The organism is Paenibacillus sp. Y859, from assembly GCF_056786405.1.
Genome location: NZ_JBXCIZ010000009.1, coordinates 91,526 through 112,000 on the forward strand (window position 1 = coordinate 91,526; position 20,475 = coordinate 112,000).

The following is a 20,475-nucleotide window of genomic DNA, read 5'->3' on the forward strand; positions in this document are numbered from 1 at the left end:
AACCCCTTTTACTATTTATTAATACAATACTAATTCTCCAATTCAGGGAGTTTCTCATACGTTAACGAGTAATCTTGGCTAGCTAATTCGATCCGTTCACCTTGAAATTCATCATATAACGTTAATCTGTAAGTACCACCGTACAGTGTTTTATACCGATCGTTACTGAAGGATAACGTAAACGTATTATTATGTCCTTCTGTTAGATCTGTGCCAAGGGCTAGAGCCTTCTCCTGCGACTGGCCGTAAGGGTCCGTCATTTTGAGCATAAGTTTGTGGTTAAACGTTCCCGTATCATAGCTGCCATCTCTGAACAGATTATAGTTCACATCAATGCTTATACTGTCACTACCTTCTTGGATCCTACCATTGGAACTTTGAATAGATAAGGTATACGGATAGAGAGTAACCTCCGCCAAATTGGTCGATGGTGTATATGAATTCAGTGCTAGAGAAGCTATGTTGATAAAACCAGTTGCTTCTTGACCTGGTTCACTTAACTTGTTATCTGTAATACCAGAACCCATATAAAGTGAAAGATCAGAGGTGTTCACCGACTTAGGAAGCTTCGACCAGAACGTAATTAGCTGTTTGCCACCAGGACTAACTGCAGCTTCAGGTTGATTGGAAGTAGCTTCGTAAAACTGACCATCTGCCGTTTTGTAATATGCTTGAAGACGTACCATCTTGCTTTGTCTTTTCTCCTCATTACTTATGAGTAATTCTGTAGATACGATGTTTGAGCTACTACCTTGATACACGACGGTCTTTTTCTCCTGAATGGTTGCGTTCTTACCTTGATCAGCAATTCTAAAGTTTCCTCCACGATCAATGGTGTTTATAGCATCCATGGTGCTATTCGTACTGAGTGTAAGAAACGGAACGGTCTGCTCATCTGTTACAGAATAGAGACTGACTTGCATATTATTGAAATCCGTTGTGTAAGGGATTTTGGCAAGGACATTAATATCTACTGATTTACCCGGTGCCAGTACGACAGATTGCTTATCCATAAACAGCTCCGTCGAAGACTTCAAGTCGTCATAATCGACCTTTAATGCGCCCTTCAATTCAGGCAGGGAAAGTGTCACTGACTGGGTGTTAATAATGCGTAATTTAGCTACAACAATATCATCTTCCATCCAAGGGAAGCGCTGAAGAGACAGGAGATTATATGCGAACGAGCCATATGAATTTGTGGCGTGGTACTCAAATCCTGTGAGAGTATTGGTACGAAGGATATAAGGAATATTATAATAAGCAACAGGTAACGCTAGTTTAGCTGTGACTCCCGCATTGTCTGTTGTGGGACTTAGTGAATCTGCAGCACTAACCGTCTCAACCATTTGCAGTTGCAGCGTATTCTGCTCGACCTCAAGTGGAACCTGTGCCGTGAACTGGATGATCTTGTCTTCCAATGGATTGATAATCAATCCGTTTAAATCTTTGGAATTGACTGGAAAGGCCTTTCCTTTTGGTGATTTGACAGCAAGATCATAAGATGGCATTTTCACTGCTTTGTTGCCTGTATTTCTTAAGTGCAGTTGGAAAGACCACATGCCCTTCTTATTTTCTTCATATACCGTCGCATTGTTCAATTGCGTTTCGATCATATTGTTGTTGATCATGATTTTTTTGACAACATCCTTCTCAACGATCAAATCAGGAGTCGTTGCCATTGGCAGGTTATAAGAGGACTTGGGAAGAGCAAGCTTCAATGTCTCATCCTTTTGAGCAAACTGTAGCTTCATATTATTCGTATTTAGATAGGCAGGGATCTCTGTTATATAGTAGACTACCTTTTTCTCTTGGGGTTGAATCTTGTAACTCGCTTGAGCGCTATCTAGTGCCATTTCAAACGAAGTCCCCCCTGCTGACACCAAATAGACCATATATCCTGGATCTTCCAGTATTTTATCGCCTTTATTGGTCAGACTAACGCCAACCTTAGCATATACTTTTCCGCTATATTCATAGATTTGTAACGACTCCGTATACGATGTAACAGGAAGATCATTCATTGTCGTATTCAGACTTTTACCGATAGCAACCAATGGCGAATAATTAGTCGGCAGTTTAAAGGTACCCACCTGTCTCAAGTAACCTTTGACTTTGGCGTCCCAGACATACATGGGAATTTTCAAGCCTTTGAGTGAATTCGTCTCACCAATATTGACATAGTACGTCACACGTAGATTTCCTTTGGAAACTACTTTCTTCTTAAGCACATCGCCGGTAATTGGATTGCCCGGAATAACGGAGCCAGTGGGTGTAATTACTCTTGAGAAATAATGGAGCAGATTCGCATTGCTATTACTTCCATTAGTATAGTTAAGCGTGTAGGTAAGAATGTTCCCCCCCGCTTGTGGCCAGATGTTTACATCCTCGAGTGTAGCTTGGAAATTAGAACCTAATTTAATCGAACCTAAATTGCTTATTGCACTAGCTGTCACAGCCGTAATCGCGGGACTTGGATAGCCGGGGACTACAGAAGCAGCAGATGCTGTGTATCCGGACAACTGTGAGATGACAAGAGAGCCTACTAGCACAGCGCTATATGTATTTCTGTATTTTTTCATTGATTTACCTCCAAAGTAATTTAAAATATAAGGAAGTATAAGTTTCACATAATACTCAATTCCTTATATTTCGGCAGAGACGGTTACCATCCTTCTTAAGGACGGCGTAGCCGTTTCAGCTTGCTAGACTAATTATAATTGGGTAAGGAAAGGTAATAGTGTCTAAGTTGTAACTATATTTGTCAATAGATTTAGGGTACACGCCATTATTAACGCAACTAAACCAGAGGGTGGACAACTTTCTCAAAGTGTCCACCCTCTGGCTTGTATTTCATTACGCTTCCATATAAGTTCCCTACTATAAATGAAGACTCTCGTTCAAACGAACTGGAAGAGTCCCCTCTGCCGTACTCTGTCCTACCAGAATACTAGCTAGGGCTTCCATAAAGTATGGTGTGTTCTCGTAACAACATAAATACGCAGGAATATTAGGGATGTCATTCAGATCATATGGATTGCGTGTAGATGCCACGATCAAGCGTTCATGCGATTGCTTCATCAATTGTTCTGCAATGAGACGCTGACCTTTTGGCAAGTCACTTCCAGATGTATACGTTACGATGACCACCTGATCGACAGATTCCGCTGCTTGAACGACTTGATTAATCTCTTCTTGTGATGGCTCCGCACTAATCCGGATTTCCTCTACGCGCTCTATGTGGTGCGAAAGCATCTGTCCTAACGTATCAACATCTGTCCATGGTTCATCCACTTGCGTCTCTTGCCGTACCTCTGGCCAGATAACAAGAACGGCTTCATTCGTATTCAACGGAAGCTGACTATCGTCTTTAACAAGGGTAATACTCTTGCAAGCTACTTCTTTCAGTAAATCGTCAATTTCTGGACTTCTGGATTTGTCCCAGAACGCAGGGGAATCCACCTTAACTGAAGCTTCCAAGCGTTTCACTTTCAAGTTCAAAATACGCTCAACCGCACGATCAATAACACTTTCAGAAATTCTGCCATCAAGCACTGCTGCAGTGACAGCTTCAATCGCACTAATCTGATCACTTAACGTATGGCTGACGAGCACGCAATCTGCACCTGCCTCGATCGCTTGAATAGCGCCTTCAGCAATTCCAAAAGATTTGGCAATAGCGTACATTTCTAGACAGTCTGTAACGATGATCCCCTCAAATCCTAATTCCTCACGTAGTAAGCCCGTCAGTACGGCACGAGACAATGTCGCTGGAATAGGCTTTGATTCAATCGCTGGGAATATAACATGTGCAGTCATAATCATATCTACGCCTTCTTTAATAGCTCTTACGAACGGCTTCAGTTCAACGGCATCCAAGCGACTTCTATTATGAGCAACTTCTGCTAGCCCCAAATGTGAATCAACGCATGTATCTCCATGTCCTGGGAAGTGTTTAGCGGCTGCTGAAAGATTGTTATCTTGAAACGCTCTAATGACGGCCGCACCGTGCTCAGAGACAAGATCTGCATCCTCACCGAATGAACGAACGCCGATAACCGGATTACGTGCATTATTATTGACATCAAGACAAGGTGCAAAATTCACATTAAGACCTAAAGCGATCATTTCCTCAGCACTAATGGTAGATACTTTGTAACTGTATTCTGGATTAGCTGTTGCTCCTAACGCCATATTTCCCGGTACACGGCTCATTTGTTTATGGTCAATACGTGTAACCATTCCGCCTTCCTGATCAATAGAAATCCATAGTGGCAAGTGTTGACGGTCCTTAGCGATCACTTGTAGCGAAGTCGATAGTTTAGCAACTTGCTCCAAGTCATCGATATTTCGCCGGAAATAAATAACACCACCAATGTGATATTCCTCAATTAGCTGTTTAATATGGTCGTTTGGAACTAAATCATGAAATCCACAAATAAACATTTGACCGATTTTCTGCTTTAGAGTAAGATCTGACGCTTTCATTAGTAGTCACGCACCTTTGTTCATGATTTATGTGCAACTAAATTATCGAACAGGATTCTTCACTTGTTCACGAAATTCTGAAGGAGTCATGCCCGTAGAACGCTGGAATACTTTCGTGAAATACCGTCTTTCTTGATAACCGATACTGATTCCTATGTGAGATATGCTCTTATCACCATGTGTTAGTAAATATTTCGCAGCTTCAATTCGCTGATTCGTTAAATACTCTACGAATGTAATGCCTAAGTGGTTTTTGAACAGTAGGCTAAAATAACTACAGCTGATTCCCAAATGTCCAGCAAGTTCATCAATACCTAAATCTTTATCTAGCCGACCCATAATATAAGAAACGGCTTCTTCCATCAATTGATGCGGAGATTTCTTAGATTGCTCGGTTATGTCTTGCGTCTGCATCTGAGTGGCCACGAATTGGAGCGGGTCTAACTTCCGACTGCGGATCAATTGCTTACCGATAAGACGAAGTGTATTTTCCAATTCCTTGTAATGTATCGGTTTACAGATGTAATCACGTACTTTATATTTAATAGCAAGTCTTGCATATTCGAACTCCTGATATCCAGTAAGTAGCAGTACCTCTGCCGTACAGCCTCTTCTTCTCAACTCTGCAATAAAAGATAGACCATCCATAACAGGCATACGAATATCACTTAAGATGATATCAGGAATTTGCTGCTCATAGAGAGCTAATGCTTCCTGCCCGCTCCGGGCAAGGCCCATGACTTCCATACCTAATTCTTCCCAAGGAATGACCTTCTTCAAGTTATTCAGAATTGGAGCTTCATCATCCACTAGCAGTACTTTAAGCATCACAATCCCCCCCACTCATCATCTGGTATAATACATCGAATGATTGTACCCGTCGTGCTTGAAGAACAGATGAACACTCCATAGAAATCGCCATAGTGAATTCTAATCCGATCTGCAACACTTCTTACACCGAGTCCCCCGCGTTCATGATTAACCGAATTTCGAATACTTGCCACTTCATGATCGTCATTCTGATCAGATCGCATATATTCAAAAGCAAGAAGCTGTTCAAGTCCTATCCCAATCCCATTATCCTCAATTTGTACAATCATTTTCCCTTGTTCGCTCCAGCAGCTAATGCGAATGATACCTTTATAAGTTATGCCTTCAAAGCCATGCTGAATGCTATTTTCTACTAAAGGTTGAAGCGTTAACTTCAATATACTCTTTTTCAGAAGTTCATTAGGAACATCTATTTCATAATCAAAAATATCCTCGAAGCGGAATTTTTGAATTTCTAAATAGCTTCGCAAGTGATCAATTTCTTTCTCCAAAGGAATCACTTCTTTACTCTCAATACTAATTCTAAGTATGTTACCTAAGCGATAGACCATTTCACTGACTTTGGCTCCCTCATTCTGCATCGCTAGAATATTGATTGATTCAAGCGTATTAAATAAAAAATGAGGTTTTATTTGCGCTTGTAGAACACGTAGTTCTGCCTGGTTCTTCTGTTTCTGTTCCTTCTTAACCTGTGTAAACAGGAGATTGATTTTATCTACGAGGTCATTGAAACCTTTGGACAGCACATGTAGTTCATCCGTACCTTTATCCTCAACACGTACTTTGAAATCTCCAACCTCTACCTTACGCATAAACCGAACAATCATAGCAATAGAACCTGTTATACGATTCATAAACACGACATTAAACGTGAGTGCACCGAAAAGGCACAATAACGTGATCCCAATAAACCATTGGGCGAAAACCTTCGTTTCCTCGGACAGTGAATCCCAAGAGGTGACTGAAACGATACTCCAAGGATATTCCTTGAGGTGGTACATGGAAACGATACTATTGTGACTATTAAATGAAGCTTTAAAACTTTGATATCCTTCTTTAAATTGTACGGGATAGTCCATGAGCGACTGAACTTTTTGACCATCCAGCGACTGCATTGGGTCGAATAAAATGAGCCCGTCATCATTGACTAACATGAAATGCGTGGAAAGACTCGTTTGATCTAAGGACAGATTACGAAAGATCGATTCAATATCCCAACTCTTTATTTGTACAACAAGGATACCTATGTTCTTAAACGTACTTAATTCCTTGATAAGTCTAATTTGTGTAAATACAGGGTCAGGTCCGGTAATTTCCGGATACTCATGGGGTGCTATCCATTTCGGAACAGCATTTAGATCCATAACTTCCTGATAGAGAGGTTGCTTCTTGAATTCATCAAATTTCATAGCATTGAAATCTTCTTTAGTAAAAATAGAAACCGTACTGTTATCCCCATGTAAGTTATAAAGGAAGGCATAGCTCATTGATGGATGGTTATACAGCAAATTTCGGAAGCTACGCTGACTTGCATTCAAATCTAATTGTTCGGTAGCGCTCAAATCTTGTTTGCTTGAATCCTTCTCAGTTAATGCCATATGAAAAACAGAAGTACCAATGCCGCTGTCAGTCACATTATCCATCTGTTTAAAGACGCTTGATATGCTGTAACTGACCGCTTTAAGTGAATATTCAGTCTGCCGGCTATACTTCTCTTCTATTGAATTAGAAGTAACCATAAAGGTGACTACACCCAGGATACATAAAGGAACAATAATGAGTATCACAAATGCTAGTAATAGTTTGACACGTAAATTCATACGCTAACTCTTCCATTCTGTAGGAGGTTTATCCCTATACAAGAGATGTTAATTCATCATTCTTCAGATGCGTTAGCCTCATCTTGAACCTTTTGTAATTCCTCACCCATTTGCTCGGGAGTGATTTGTTGACCGATCAACTTCTGAATTTGGATATTGCTGATTTCAGCAGTGACATCGGCTTGTATTAGAGAATCGAATGCAGGGAATGAAGTAGCAGATGCATTCAGTACGTCTACAATTTGTATCATTAAATCATCCGTTATACTTGCAGAAAGAACATCCGCATCAATTTTCATAGCAGGTAGTACCCCATCTTCTACCAATCCTCGAAGTTGCATTTCTTCGTTAAATAAATGTTTGATAAAAGACTTTGCTGCTTCCATCTTACGAGGATCTTTCTCTGCATTTGATGAGAAGCCATAACCATTATTCACGTCACGCATGAGAGATGTCTGATCTCCAACCCCATGTTCAACTGGAGGAAGATTGAAGAAGCCCACTTTACCAATTAAGCCTTCACCAGACTCGCCAATTTTGAATACGGAGGATTTCCATGTACCGTCATACAATAGAATGGCCTCACCACTTGTGAATTGTGTAGTATAATCAGCGTATTCAAATCCGAGTTCACCTTTTTTGAAGTAGCCATTGTCTACCCATTCTTTATACTTAGCGAACCCTTGAACGACATCTGGATCGCTCCATTTCGCTTCACCTGTAGTGAATTTAGCAGTTATATCTGTACCTGCATAGCGGGACCACAGGTGATTAGCAAGCATTAGAGGAACCCATCCTCCTTTGGAAGCACCGGCCATTGGAACTTTTTCATCCGCTTTGATCGTTGCTAGTAATTGATCTAATTCAAGCATCGTCGTAGGGATTTTCAATCCTTTCTCCTTAAAGTAACCTTTGTTATAGAAGAATCCTTCGCCTGAACCACCGATTGGAAGTCCATAGACTTTACCCTCATATGTGAATGGTTCCAAGGAGCTAAATTTATCTTTAATCCCGAGTTCTTTGAGGAGCGGGGAAAGATCAAGCAATTTACCTTCTTTAGCATAAATGTTGGAATCAGGGCTACCAAACAGATCGAAGATATCCGGTGGATTACCTGCAGCCATTTCGCCCCGAAGTTTCTCTTTACGGTTCACGTCCGACTCTACTCCGTCAATTCTAAACTTAAGACCTGCGACATCGTCTTCAACCTTTGAAATAACATCCGTAAGAATTGCAAACCGTTTCTGCTTATCCGTACCTACTTGTGTATGACGAAGTGTCATTTCAAGAGGTTCAACTTGTGGAGTCTCTGTCTTACCGACTGTCGAGGAATTGTTAGCGCTTCCACAACCGGGTAAAGTTAACGTTATTGCACCACATAATGACATGAATAGCATTAAACTTCTTTTCGTCTTCAATGTTGTATCCCCCAAAATTCAATTCTTTATTACATCTCCTATTCTAGAATACTAAGTACTATCTGGTAAAGACGATATTCCGCTAATCTGGGAATACAATTATCTATTGATTTATGTGATCGTGTATCTAAAAAGGGTACGCCATAGCCATTTGCTAAGGAATACCCTCTTCGACTTGTCTGTATAGAATATCCATACAACACTCCTCTTTTTCTTCGATCCATAGACTCTTATTAACGGTGTGGTGTGATGCGGTAGAATGCACTTTGGAGATTTCACTATCGGAATGCCTATATGATGGCATTATGTGAAAGGAATAATGATTTAGAAGACAAGTCCTCAAAAGCTTCAATCAATTCGGCAAAGAACGCTTCTCCAATGGGTGTCCATAGGGCATTCTTATTAAGAACGGCGATTGATTCACTGATCTTCATAAGTACTACATCCATCCGCTTCTGTAATTCGGGATGACTCTCAAAAGTTAGAACACGTTGATACCAAAGTGAAATTCGTACGAATACAAAAAGTCCGTGAACGATTCCTTTCATAGGACGAGAGTCCTCCCGCCATGGGGAATAGTATCGCTCATCCTCATCATTAGTAAATAAATCATCTAGTTCAAATAATTGATCAAGCCTAGCATGGCTAAACTCATGAATTAAATTTTCGGCAGTCCACATCAAGTCGTGGCGATGCGTTAGAAATATAGCGCCTTGAAAGCACGAATGAGTAAAAGCACCGATCTGATCTCCTATTAGCAGTGTAACCAATCGTATATGCCCAACAGACTCACGATACATCTGAGGCCAATATTCTTCAATTAGTTCCATAGCCTTAGAATAATACCAAATTTCACCGGGAGATAACGAAGTGAGTATGGGAAAAGCATCAATCTTTTTGCCATACCCCTCTAATAGTTGCGGGAAATCAGAGGTTACGAACTGTTGAACGAGAGGATCTTTAACTCCGAAAACAATCCCATCTTTCGAGAGCACCTCGATTTCTTGGAGAAGTGAATGTTTTAACGGCTCATCCCCAAGCAACTGATCCATAAACAGCGTATAGTCTACACCATCTGCTTGTATGTGAATACATTCTAATTCAGTTATGATGACTACTCCAATAGAAGCAAGAGCTTTCCCGAAATTCAGGAACACGGGATGTCCAGGGAAAATGAGACAACCATCCTCATCTAGTTTTACTTTCACGGGTGGAAGTTGCTGCTCACTTTTCCATAAGTGAATAAGCAGAAACCTCGGAACATCTTCCAATAGATCCAGAGCTTCAATCTGGGAAGGTGTCTTTTCATAAAACGACGGAAAAAGTCGTGTATTCATCCAATAAACTAGAATTGGATGGTTTATTTTTATCCAAATATCTTCAGTAAGGAAAGCTGTCCAGTCCATTGCCTCTGTGGCAATTTTCCTGCAAGCATTCAAATGCTGACGCAAAGCTTCATAATTTTTTTTGACCATAAATGCATTGACGAAATCATTCTTCATTCCTGATGGTTCTAAATATTTAAACATAGCATTACGCCTCCTCTTTGACTACTGTTTTGTCACTCAGGATAGGCATGGAGATCGGATCTTTCTCTTCATCACGTAGGGCTGAATTCATAACCATTAATAAGACTAAAACAATACCAAACAAACCCATAATTCCGAAAAAGTAACGCACAGGTATCCAAATAATAAACATACCCGTAAGCAACATCGCAACAGGTCTGGAAGCTTCAAGCAGTACCTTCATCATGCTGGATGCACGTCCAAGTACTTCCTGAGGTACTTTAAGCACAAATAATGTCTGCATTGTGACGTTCGCCATGGGACTACCTAGACCAGCAATAAAGACGCATATCATACTTACATATAATCCAGTGATCCATGTCAGTAGACCAAGCCCGCCAAGCATTAAACCAATCCCTATGGATAGCACGGTAATGCGAGACCAACGTTTGACCCAATTTGTAAGGAAGACCCCACCTATAATCCCTACAAAGAAAGAGATTTGCAACATAGCCAGATCTGATGCAGTGTCGACAATTAAAGGGAACAACAAAGCTGTTGGCGCGAGCATGAAATTAATAAGCACAATATATTTTATAAGACTTCGAAGAAGAGGATGCGATGTAATCGCGAGCAGCCCTTCCTTGAAGTCAGATTTTATACTTCCTATGCTCAGCTCGACTTTGCGAACCGTACTAAGAGATTCACTGCGAATAAAGAGAATAAGCACACAAGACAAGAAAAAGGTTGTTGCATTAAATATGAACGCATAGGATGTGCCATATACAAGTAACCAAGCTCCTAAAGCAGGTGCGCTTAAGCCGACTATCGTCTGAACGAGTTGAGCTAGGCTTTGTGCCTGAACCATATGGTCACTCGGCACAATCGTGCGAATAGAGACCGTTCTTGAAGGGCTGAAGAACGCGCTGAAAGATGACAATAAGATGGCTCCAATAATGAGCATATAAGGCAACAACAGATTATTCATCCAGAGCACAACGATGATAAGGACGATACTTCCTCTGGCAATATCACATGTCATCATGATTCGCTTTTTGCTGCTACGATCCACAATGATACCAGCAAACATTCCGATCGCAACCAACGGTATGATCTCGGCAGCAAGTAAAATAGACATGAGCAAACCACTGCCAGTTAGTAGTTTCATCAACCAAATAAGTGAGATTGCATATATGCCGTCTCCTAATGCGGAAACGATCTGCGAGGATAAGAGCAGTTGGTAATTCCGAATCTTTAGCAGGCTTCGATATGTTGGCTGCTCAGGCTGATCAGAGGCGGTATTTACTGAAGTCAAGTCGCATCATTTCCTTTCATTTGCTAAAATTCAGGTGTTGGTCCTTGAAAAATTGATACCGCCATAGTATACCATTTGCAGTCTGGATCATCTGATACCAAATTCTCATCATCAAATTCTATTTGTAGCTCACGTAATCTGTCCATATATTCCTTAACCCGTTCAACACGTACCTTCGCATGAACCATTCCAAGATGAAATCCTTCTTTTTCGTTTAGATTGATTAATATATTTCTCTTCATGACATCAAGGATATATAGCATCGTCGTTAATTTCTCTGAATCACTGTTCTCTCGACCGAGTAAAAGGTGAAACGTACTCGCTTTAGATGTATAACACTTCTCAATAATGGTACCATTCACTTTTTCGGAATGCATTGAAATATAGTCCTGTTTAAGCATCGTATCCAATATATAATTAATTTTGGCACGAGAGAATCCGAGACGCTCTGACAATTCACTTGCCGTTGCTGGCATTTCCATTAAGTTAAGAAAGACTTCGAGCCCCCGATCTTTCACAAGACGTTCGGTAAGCTCTGAACTATTCTGGGATGAGATCATAGGTATTAACTCCCTCCTTCAGAGTAACATTGCCAAATCTTCCGAACTGGCACCGATTGCTGATAAAGCCATTCTATCCTCAGAGAAAAGAACGTTAGCAAATTGCATGAGCTCTATTGCGGTCAAAGATTCTATCTCAAATTTCTCTAAATCAATAAAAAAGTCTTTATTTAGCAATGCGTAGCGACCTGTAATTTGCAGATGTCTTAAATCGTTACCTGGAATTTGCATGAGATTTGTAATTCTTGCTGCCTTCACACGCTGTAATTCCACATCACTGATAGGGACAGTCTTTAGTTCCTCTAATATGAATAGAACACACTTATATACTTCCGCAATATGGTCTTTGCGACAATTGACATTAATACTAAGATAACCACTTAACGCATAGCTCTGTGTATATGAATAAACCATGTAGCAGAGCTCTCTTTTCTCTCTTAATTCGACATGAAGACGTGATTTCAACCCAGTACCAAGGATTTGGGAAAGTAAGTTCATCGCCTGCCTCTCATTCGAATGAAATGAGGCACCAACGAATGATATATTTAAGTCTACGCGTTGGTTAGTACCCTGTATGCCCAAAATACTTGGTTCAATTTCAATCAGTACATCTTTCTGATGTCCATTGTATTTCCAATTTCTGAAATGCTCTCCAACAAGTTGAATTACCTTTTCTGGATTCACATTCCCCTGTATGACGAGCTGTGTGTTATTAGGTATATAGTATTTATTTATCCTTTCTTCTAACTGCTGATCGGTAAAGTTCACGATATTATCCCGTGTTCCGATGACGAACTGACCAAGGGAACGATTGCCCCATAATGCTTGCTCCACCAATTCTTCTTTGATACGACTTGAGGAGAAATAGGTATCTGCCTCCTGTAGAATAATGGCCCTTTCATGTTCAAGGCTTTGTTCACTTACGCTACTATTACCTACGATTTGACTAAGCGTCTCAATCATTAGCGGCATATGTTCTCTCTGAGCTGACAACGTACAACGTGTCATTTCCTTACCCGTAAAGGCTTCATAGTGTGCACCATGATCCATGAGATCTCCCAGAAGATCTCGAGTACGTGGATACATATTCGTATAATTGAAAGAGATATGCTCTATGAAATGAGATATACCGTTGACTTGTATCTCCTCGTCCTTAACACCATGATCAATGAATAGTCCGATATTAAGTGTCCTTGCATGAGGGATATTACGGATAGTGATCTGCAAACAGTTCTCGAAAACAGCTTTCGTCACAAGTTCTGAGAACATATGAATAATCTTACCCCCTTTCTTCGTTATAAAAAGGTTGAGCAACATAACGTAATAACACGTTATGTTGCTTCCTCTTTACCAGAAGTCGGATTAGAATGAAACAGATACACTAATCGTAATTCCTTGTTCGCCTACTTGGTTTTCTTCAGTAGAATTCATAAGTGCTTTTCCTAGTTCCGTTTGATCTATGGATACCTCACCATTCTGATTAACAACAAAAGCTGAAGGACTTAACTGCAATTGCTTTTTCTCGATAGCCATTACACACCGCTCCTTTTATTAAGATAATGGTACCTACAGAAATCAATACAATTGAGATATTCACGTATTAATCTTCGAATCAATCACCCCCCTTATATCAATTAATTCAATCAATATATGTAATAAAATTCGGCAGATTGAAGACTTTCCACGTTTACTTATTCTGCGAGTCTTATACAGACGTCAAATCCATTATGCGTTGAAGTCCTGTTTTCTTAGGAGTATAATGCCCCAGCGGTATAGCAAGATTCAAATACACATCCCCTTCTGTCAGCATCCATTTCCGACTAACAAAAGTATGAAGATATTGTTCTGTCTCACTTTCAGTTATGTCATATCCCTTTTCTTTTAATAGAATCGTCACATTGCGAGCAGATATCATATTCTCGCAAGCAAGATAAGTTTCTGTTTCCAAGGGAGATAACAATGAAGTGGCGCTTTCGGCAACAGTACGAGTGTCTACTAATATAAGTCTTCCATCGTTCAGCACCGAGAAAAACTCGCTATGAGTATGCTCAGACTGCCAACTATGAATAGCCTTCGTAATATTTCCAGTATAGGAACGTGGATCTTGACCACTTACGTAATCGAAATCGAAATGATACGCTATATCCATACGATCTTGTTCAGATAAAGAAGGATACACTAAATGATATGATTTAAGGGGCCTGATGTTATGAATGCCGTGCTTCTCTGCTGAGTTGAAATAAGGACTGAATCGGTCAAGACGAATTGGTGCCATACTTCCTGGTGGTAAAAGATGCATGAGACTAGGGATGATGTGTGCAACTTCATCGTACTCAAGTTCGTTCTCACCTGGAAATCCATAGAGAAAATTCCATACTGGTTTGACAGAGAATTCAGCACACCATTTCAATAAGCGGACATTCTGCAACATGCTGACTCCTTTTTTCATTAGCTTAAGAACAGAGGTAATTAAGCTTTCAATCCCAGGCTGCACATAATGGAACCCCGCATCTTTGAACAGCTTAACCTGCTCCTTAGTCAGATTTGCTTTAGTCTCATAGAACATATCTAGATCCAAATCAAGGTCTCGGATCACAGGAAGTAATGTTTTGAAATAATTCATATCAATAATATTGTCAACCGCTGTAACTTTGTTCGTATAGGGTTGATAACGGTCTTGTAAATACAATATCTCTTCAAGAGCACGCTCGGCCGATTTACTTCGAAAGTTCATAGAAGATCCATTCAAACCACAAAACAGGCAATGTGACTTTTGTCCCCACCAACACCCGCGTGAAGATTCAAATAGAAAACGTTGTTTACGCTCGATTGTGCTCAAGCCATTCTCTTCGAATTGCTGGAAATAGTCATCATAATTAGGATAAGGAAGTGTATCAAGGTCATGAATTGAAGTGGAATGTGAAAGAGTTGCTGGAAGTTGTTGTCCATATTTCGGATGAAGGGTAATACCAGATACAGAACAAAGCTTTGGATCGCGAAATGTAATTAATTGTTCAATAAAGGTTGTGAATGAGTTATCTCCTTCACCTGAACAGACTGCATCCACAAAATCATATGTACGAAGTGTTCCAAGTCCCATTTGACCTTCAACATTCGCCCCACCAAAGATAATCATTTTGTTCGGGTACTTCGCTTTAAGACGTTTAGCTAAACTCAACGCAGGTGCATTTTGTTGGAATACGGAAGTGAATCCGATTACATCATACTTTTCCCAATCATACCGTGATAAAGTTTCATTGAGAAAACATTCTACCTTTTTACGAATTTCAAGCAATCGAGTAAAAGACTCATCTTTCGAGAACGTTCTTTTGCGTATACGAGGGAAGGATTGTGTGAGGTAATGGAAGTATTCTTCTTGATTGTTAATACCGAATAAAGATTCTGTGAATATCCAATCACCCGCTAACGAATTCGTTGGATAGGACAGGTTCTCTGAGAGGTGATCATATTGATCAATACCAATGATTGAAGCGAAATCGAGGTTTAGATGCAAGGTGTCGCATTCAATCTTACGAGTGTCAAATGCAGATTGTAGGAGACCAATTCCAATGGAAGGTCTATACGCTGATGCGAAGGGCATGTTAATGAGAACAATTCGCATTCGTTAATCACCTCTATTCAAAAAGCGAAAGTAAGAAGAATTTCGCCTTTTTAATTTGAATATAATGTAAACTGAATTCAATATATTGTCAATATAAAATTGTAAATTTAATGTTATATATTGATCAATATTATAAATACTGGTTTATTATACCTATTCATTCTATAGTTAAAAATTAAAGCAATGAATATAGAGCTACCCCATTATATGGAGTAACTCTTCAAAAAAACACCGCATAATGCATCTAAATTCAACCTAACTTCAATCCACCCAAACTTGCCCCTTTTGCAAATAAACGTTCGATATTCTTCTCTACAGTAGGATCAGGTATTAATGGCGGTGCTTGATGTGGCTTGATCCGTGCGTCAATGATCAGATTATCACAAGCCCAATGCTTGTTCTCATAATGCCCATTCACACCATAAATGTCATGTGAAGGATTGCTACGTGTAAATGTAGCCCATAGGAAATTCTTGATTGACGCACTTATGAATGAACTATCATCAGTCAGAATGATCATTGGACAAGATGGCATCGGCCCCTGTGCTTGAATAGCGTTAGATAAGTCCTGTAACTGTTGTTGTGCCCCAGCATAATCGATAAAAGCAGGACCTTGTATGGCAATAATACCTGGCATCACAAGTTGCGGATTTTCAAAGCTACGGATTCCTTTTAAATGATCAGGTACCTCTTTACACAAATCCCGCTTCTTATCTCCATAAGCTGCGAAGACTACTTTACTACCGCTATTTAAACCCGTTCCTGAATAATCAAGGGTATCAATTGTTGTGTTGGTATAAAAGTGAATATCTCGCTGCAAATCAATCCGTTCCAAGATATAGGTTAAAAAGTCCACTTCATGATGCGTATCTAACGGTCGATTCTCTTCAGCCGTTATGAATAAATATTTCGCCAAACTCAATTGACCAGTTCCTAGTATCCGGTTAGCTATCGTGAGTAGTTCAGCTGGTTGTTTCACTTTCTGGTAAGGTGTGTATCGTTCACTCCCAATCGCAAAAAGTAACGGATGCACTCCCGCTGCATCTACCGCATGTACTTCTTTAACACCAGGAACTTCTTGTTTGATCGCATCCCCGGTTAACTCATGAATGAGTTCTCCAAATGCAGTATCCTCCTGTGGCGGACGACCGACTACGGTAAACGGCCATATTGCATTCGGCTTCGCATACACTTTATGTACTTTCATGACAGGGAATGGATGCGTCAGGCTATAGTAACCCAAATGATCACCAAAAGGTCCCTCCGGCTTCGTCTCCCCCGGATGAATTTCTCCAGTGATGACAAAATCAGCATCATTACTAATACAGAAACCATCGACATAGCTGTAGCGAAAATTACGTCCTGCGAGCAGGCCAGCTACCGTCATCTCACTCAACCCTTCAGGTAAAGGCATGATGGCTGACAATGTGTGTGCAGGTGGTCCACCCACGAAGCAACTCACTTTCAGAGGGATTCCTAGTTTGTTTGCTTTGTCTTGATGTATTCCAATTCCGCGGTGAATCTGATAATGCATGCCAACGTCTTTATTCAATTCATAGTCATTACCATTGAGTTGTACGCGGTACATACCCAGATTGGAATTCATAATGCCTGGTTTCTCCGGATCTTCCGTATACACTTGTGGTAATGTTATAAAAGCACCGCCATCCATTGGCCAGTGTTGTATGAGGGGCAGATCAGAAATTTGAATTTCTTGTGCAGTAACAAGACTACTCCCAGATTTCTTCAAAGGAAGAGCTTTTAATGCTGCGAATCCATTGCCAATATTTTTAAATGGATGTTTGAGAGCCTTCATTGGATCATCGCGCAGAGCCATGACGTTCTGTACGGAGGCCCATGTATCTCGGAACATGAATTTACTACGCTCTAATGTGCCAAATAAGTTGGATGCCGCCCGAAACTTCGAACCTTTTACATTTTCAAATAACAATGCAGGACCGCCAGCTTCATATACTTTCATATGAATAGCAGCCATTTCAAGATAGGGGTCAACTTCTTCTTTAATTCTAACTAGATGTCCATTCTTTTCTAAATCGATGATGCAATCTTCTAAATTACGGTACATGGTTGTCTATCTCCATTCGTTACTCTAATTATACTGCAACACTTATGAGCTTATTGTAGCATATAAGAAGTGTCTATTTCTGTTGTGGAATGCTGTTCAACTATTTGTAGAAACGGTCACGGAACTTGCCTGGTGATTCTCCTGTCCATCGTTTGAACTGTCTACTGAAATGGGCAATGTCACGATATCCCAACTTGATAGAGATTAATTCAATCGTAAGTTCTGGTTCCATCAGTAATAGTTTGGCTTTCTTCAACATTAACGTTGATAGATATTGACGTGGGGACATCCCGAAGACGTGATTAAACATTCGATTTACGGATGACATGCTGTAACCCAGCTCTTTGGCAATGGATGCAACGGATTCTGTGTCACTTCTCTCCCTGAACCCGTCAGCTGTCTCATTCACAGTACGCTCTAGTCTCGTAGCTATATTAGATGCTGCCTGGGACATGCGTGATCCGGATGTACTTTCGCTTCCTTGTTTGGATAAATGACCACTAATCGCCGCAAACAGCTCGAATAACATAGATAAAGCTTTCATTCTAGACTCCACACGTACGATGGCTTCCTCGATAGTTAATGTAATTAACTTATCAAGCGCAGGTCGGATTGCATGCGCTAGATCACTATCTGACGTGTAAAAGCATTGGGTATTTCGACATAATAATTCACGGAATGCTCGCTCATCCACATCGAAGTGAAGACAGTAATAAGTCATCTTTTCGTCACCAACGACTCTACTCTCATGAATATCACCTGGGTTTAATAGTAATAGATCACCAGCCCTCTGCACATAAATCTCCCGATTAACGACCATCTCTTGTGTTCCAGATAATACGAGATTTACCTCAAACATTGGATGTGTGTGACTTGGATATGCCCAATCTTGTTCCACAGTCCGCCAATGTGCTGCAAATACTTTAAAGGTTGAATCCATATCTGGCAACATATATTCTGTGGCTTGTCGCTCATACACCGCTTCCATAATACCGCCTCTTTATCTTATATTTATATTTCACGACATTAACAATCAGGTGATTGATTTGGGTAAATTCATGCTTGTTATGGATATAGGATCATCTTAACAACATTGATATAATAACCTTATTATAACCCAAGACCGCTTATTATGGGAGGTTGCAAGGATGGGTAAAAGGAGAAGAATTATGACTATCATTCAAAATCCGATTTTAACGGGATTTAATGCCGATCCCAGCATTTGCCGTGTAGGAGAAGATTATTATATTGCGGTATCTACGTTCGAATGGTTCCCTGGAGTGGGTATCTATCATTCCAAAGATCTTAAAAATTGGCGTTTAGTTTCAAGACCATTAACTCGTTTGAGTCAATTGAATATGATGGGAAATGCGGATTCCGGTGGGATCTGGGCACCTCAACTATCCTATAGTGATGGGCAATTCTGGCTTATCTATACCGATGTGAAAGTTGTCGAAGGTCAATGGAAGGATTGTCATAATTACTTGGCGAATTGCGATACCATTGATGGCGATTGGTCAGACCCAATCTATTTGAATAGCTCTGGATTCGATCCCTCCCTATTCCATGATGAAGACGGGAAGAAATACTTGGTCAACATGAATTGGGATCACCGTATTGGTCATCATAATTTCTATGGGATTGCTTTGCAAGAATACAGTGCCACTGAGCATAAACTTGTAGGTAAAGCGGAAATTATTTTTAAAGGTACCGACATCATGCTGACCGAAGCACCTCATTTGTATAAAATAAATAATTATTATTATCTTCTGACCGCTGAGGGCGGTACAAAGTATGAGCATCAAGCGACGATAGCACGTTCGAAGGATTTAAAAGGTCCTTACGAACTCCATCCAGAGAATCCGTTAATCTCTTCTTTTGCGCATCCACGTATTGCTCTGCAAAAAGCAGGACATGCATCGATTGTTCAAACACACACCGACGAATGGTTCTTGGTACATTTGACAGGAAGACCATTGCCAAGTGAGGGTCAACCACTTCTAGATCCTCGTGGTTTCTGTCCACTTGGGCGTGAGACAGCGATTCAAAGACTTGAATGGAACGATGGTTGGCCATATGTCGTAGGAGGTAACAAACCTTCTGATCAAATTGAAGGTCCGAAGATCGAAGAAGTGAAATGGGATAGAGATTTCCCGATACAAGATAATTTTGACGATGAAGTTCTAAATCTACACTTTCAAAATTTACGCATTCCATTAGGAGAGCATATCCTCTCTCTGAAAGATAACCCTGGGCATTTACGTCTATATGGAAAGGAATCATTAACTTCCAAATTCACACAAGCTTTTGTGGCTAGACGTTGGCAGGACTTTACTTTCACAGCTGAGACAAAGGTTGCGTTCAACCCTACTACTTTTCAACAATCAGCAGGATTAGTGAATTACTATAATACTCGGAACTGGACATCTTGCCAGATTACTTGGAATGAAGACAAAGGAAGAATACTTGAATTGATGACATGCGATAACTTCTCCTTTGCTCAACCTCTTCAAGGCCAGGAAATTGTTATTCCTGATCATGTGGAGTACGTGTATCTACGTGTTAATGTGAGTATAAATATGTACCAATATCATTATTCCTTTGACGGAACGAACTGGACGGCCATCCCTGTTCAATTCGAATCGTATAAACTATCGGATGATTATATTGAAGGTGGAGGATTCTTTACGGGTGCTTTCGTAGGGATGCAGTGCCAGGATACTTCGGGTCAGAACCTTCATGCTGACTTTGATTACTTTACTTATAAAAACTAATACGGGTTTGAAAAGGCTACCGATGATCATCGGTAGCCTTTTTTCGTGAAATCTTC

General features: G+C 40.4%; 14 protein-coding genes. 1 reads left to right on the forward strand and 13 read right to left on the reverse strand.

Going from position 1 to position 20,475, the window contains the following annotated elements; genetic code table 11:
• Positions 1-29: 29 nt before the first annotated feature.
• From AC1TO8_RS17470 to AC1TO8_RS17530, 13 genes are all read right to left on the reverse strand, one after another.
• Positions 30-2,579, reverse strand: a complete 2,550-nt coding sequence (locus tag AC1TO8_RS17470; RefSeq protein WP_482056902.1) for a hypothetical protein — start codon at positions 2,577-2,579, stop codon at positions 30-32.
• A gap of 298 nt (positions 2,580-2,877) precedes the next feature.
• Positions 2,878-4,485 (reverse strand): glycoside hydrolase family 3 protein, encoded by a 1,608-nt coding sequence (locus AC1TO8_RS17475; RefSeq protein WP_482056903.1) that lies wholly within the window; start codon positions 4,483-4,485, stop codon positions 2,878-2,880.
• Positions 4,486-4,527: 42 nt separating this feature from the next.
• Positions 4,528-5,313 carry a response regulator transcription factor gene (locus tag AC1TO8_RS17480; protein ID WP_482056904.1) on the reverse strand — a complete coding sequence of 262 codons (786 nt, stop codon included), beginning with the start codon at positions 5,311-5,313 and terminating at the stop codon, positions 4,528-4,530.
• Positions 5,313-7,136: a cache domain-containing sensor histidine kinase gene (locus AC1TO8_RS17485; RefSeq protein ID WP_482056905.1), complete on the reverse strand. Its 1,824-nt coding sequence runs from the start codon at positions 7,134-7,136 to the stop codon at positions 5,313-5,315. The genes AC1TO8_RS17480 and AC1TO8_RS17485 overlap by 1 nt, the downstream gene beginning before the upstream one ends.
• Positions 7,137-7,192: 56 nt before the next feature.
• Positions 7,193-8,533 carry an extracellular solute-binding protein gene (locus tag AC1TO8_RS17490; RefSeq protein WP_482056955.1) on the reverse strand — a complete coding sequence of 447 codons (1,341 nt, stop codon included), beginning with the start codon at positions 8,531-8,533 and terminating at the stop codon, positions 7,193-7,195.
• A gap of 311 nt (positions 8,534-8,844) precedes the next feature.
• Positions 8,845-10,083, reverse strand: a complete 1,239-nt coding sequence (locus AC1TO8_RS17495) for an aKG-HExxH-type peptide beta-hydroxylase (RefSeq protein ID WP_482056906.1) — start codon at positions 10,081-10,083, stop codon at positions 8,845-8,847.
• A gap of 4 nt (positions 10,084-10,087) precedes the next feature.
• On the reverse strand, positions 10,088-11,377 hold the full coding sequence (locus AC1TO8_RS17500) for an MFS transporter (protein WP_482056907.1): 1,290 nt from the start codon (positions 11,375-11,377) through the stop codon (positions 10,088-10,090).
• A 23-nt stretch (positions 11,378-11,400) separates the two neighbouring features.
• Positions 11,401-11,937 (reverse strand): hypothetical protein, encoded by a 537-nt coding sequence (locus AC1TO8_RS17505; protein WP_482056908.1) that lies wholly within the window; start codon positions 11,935-11,937, stop codon positions 11,401-11,403.
• Positions 11,938-11,955: 18 nt separating this feature from the next.
• The gene (locus AC1TO8_RS17510; RefSeq protein ID WP_482056909.1) at positions 11,956-13,206 is read right to left on the reverse strand and encodes a M16 family metallopeptidase; all 1,251 of its coding nucleotides are present in this window, start codon (positions 13,204-13,206) and stop codon (positions 11,956-11,958) included.
• A 93-nt stretch (positions 13,207-13,299) separates the two neighbouring features.
• The gene (locus tag AC1TO8_RS17515; RefSeq protein WP_482056910.1) at positions 13,300-13,470 is read right to left on the reverse strand and encodes a hypothetical protein; all 171 of its coding nucleotides are present in this window, start codon (positions 13,468-13,470) and stop codon (positions 13,300-13,302) included.
• Between the two features lie 172 nt (positions 13,471-13,642).
• The gene (locus AC1TO8_RS17520) at positions 13,643-15,559 is read right to left on the reverse strand and encodes a RiPP maturation radical SAM C-methyltransferase (RefSeq protein WP_482056911.1); all 1,917 of its coding nucleotides are present in this window, start codon (positions 15,557-15,559) and stop codon (positions 13,643-13,645) included.
• Between the two features lie 250 nt (positions 15,560-15,809).
• The gene (locus tag AC1TO8_RS17525; protein ID WP_482056912.1) at positions 15,810-17,645 is read right to left on the reverse strand and encodes a UbiD family decarboxylase; all 1,836 of its coding nucleotides are present in this window, start codon (positions 17,643-17,645) and stop codon (positions 15,810-15,812) included.
• A gap of 100 nt (positions 17,646-17,745) precedes the next feature.
• Positions 17,746-18,633, reverse strand: coding sequence for an AraC family transcriptional regulator (locus AC1TO8_RS17530; RefSeq protein WP_482056913.1), 888 nt, complete (start codon positions 18,631-18,633; stop codon positions 17,746-17,748).
• Positions 18,634-18,814: 181 nt separating this feature from the next.
• Here AC1TO8_RS17530 and AC1TO8_RS17535 point away from each other — a divergent pair, with 181 nt between their 5' ends.
• The gene (locus AC1TO8_RS17535; RefSeq protein ID WP_482056914.1) at positions 18,815-20,419 is read left to right on the forward strand and encodes a glycoside hydrolase family 43 protein; all 1,605 of its coding nucleotides are present in this window, start codon (positions 18,815-18,817) and stop codon (positions 20,417-20,419) included.
• Positions 20,420-20,475: the final 56 nt, after the last annotated feature.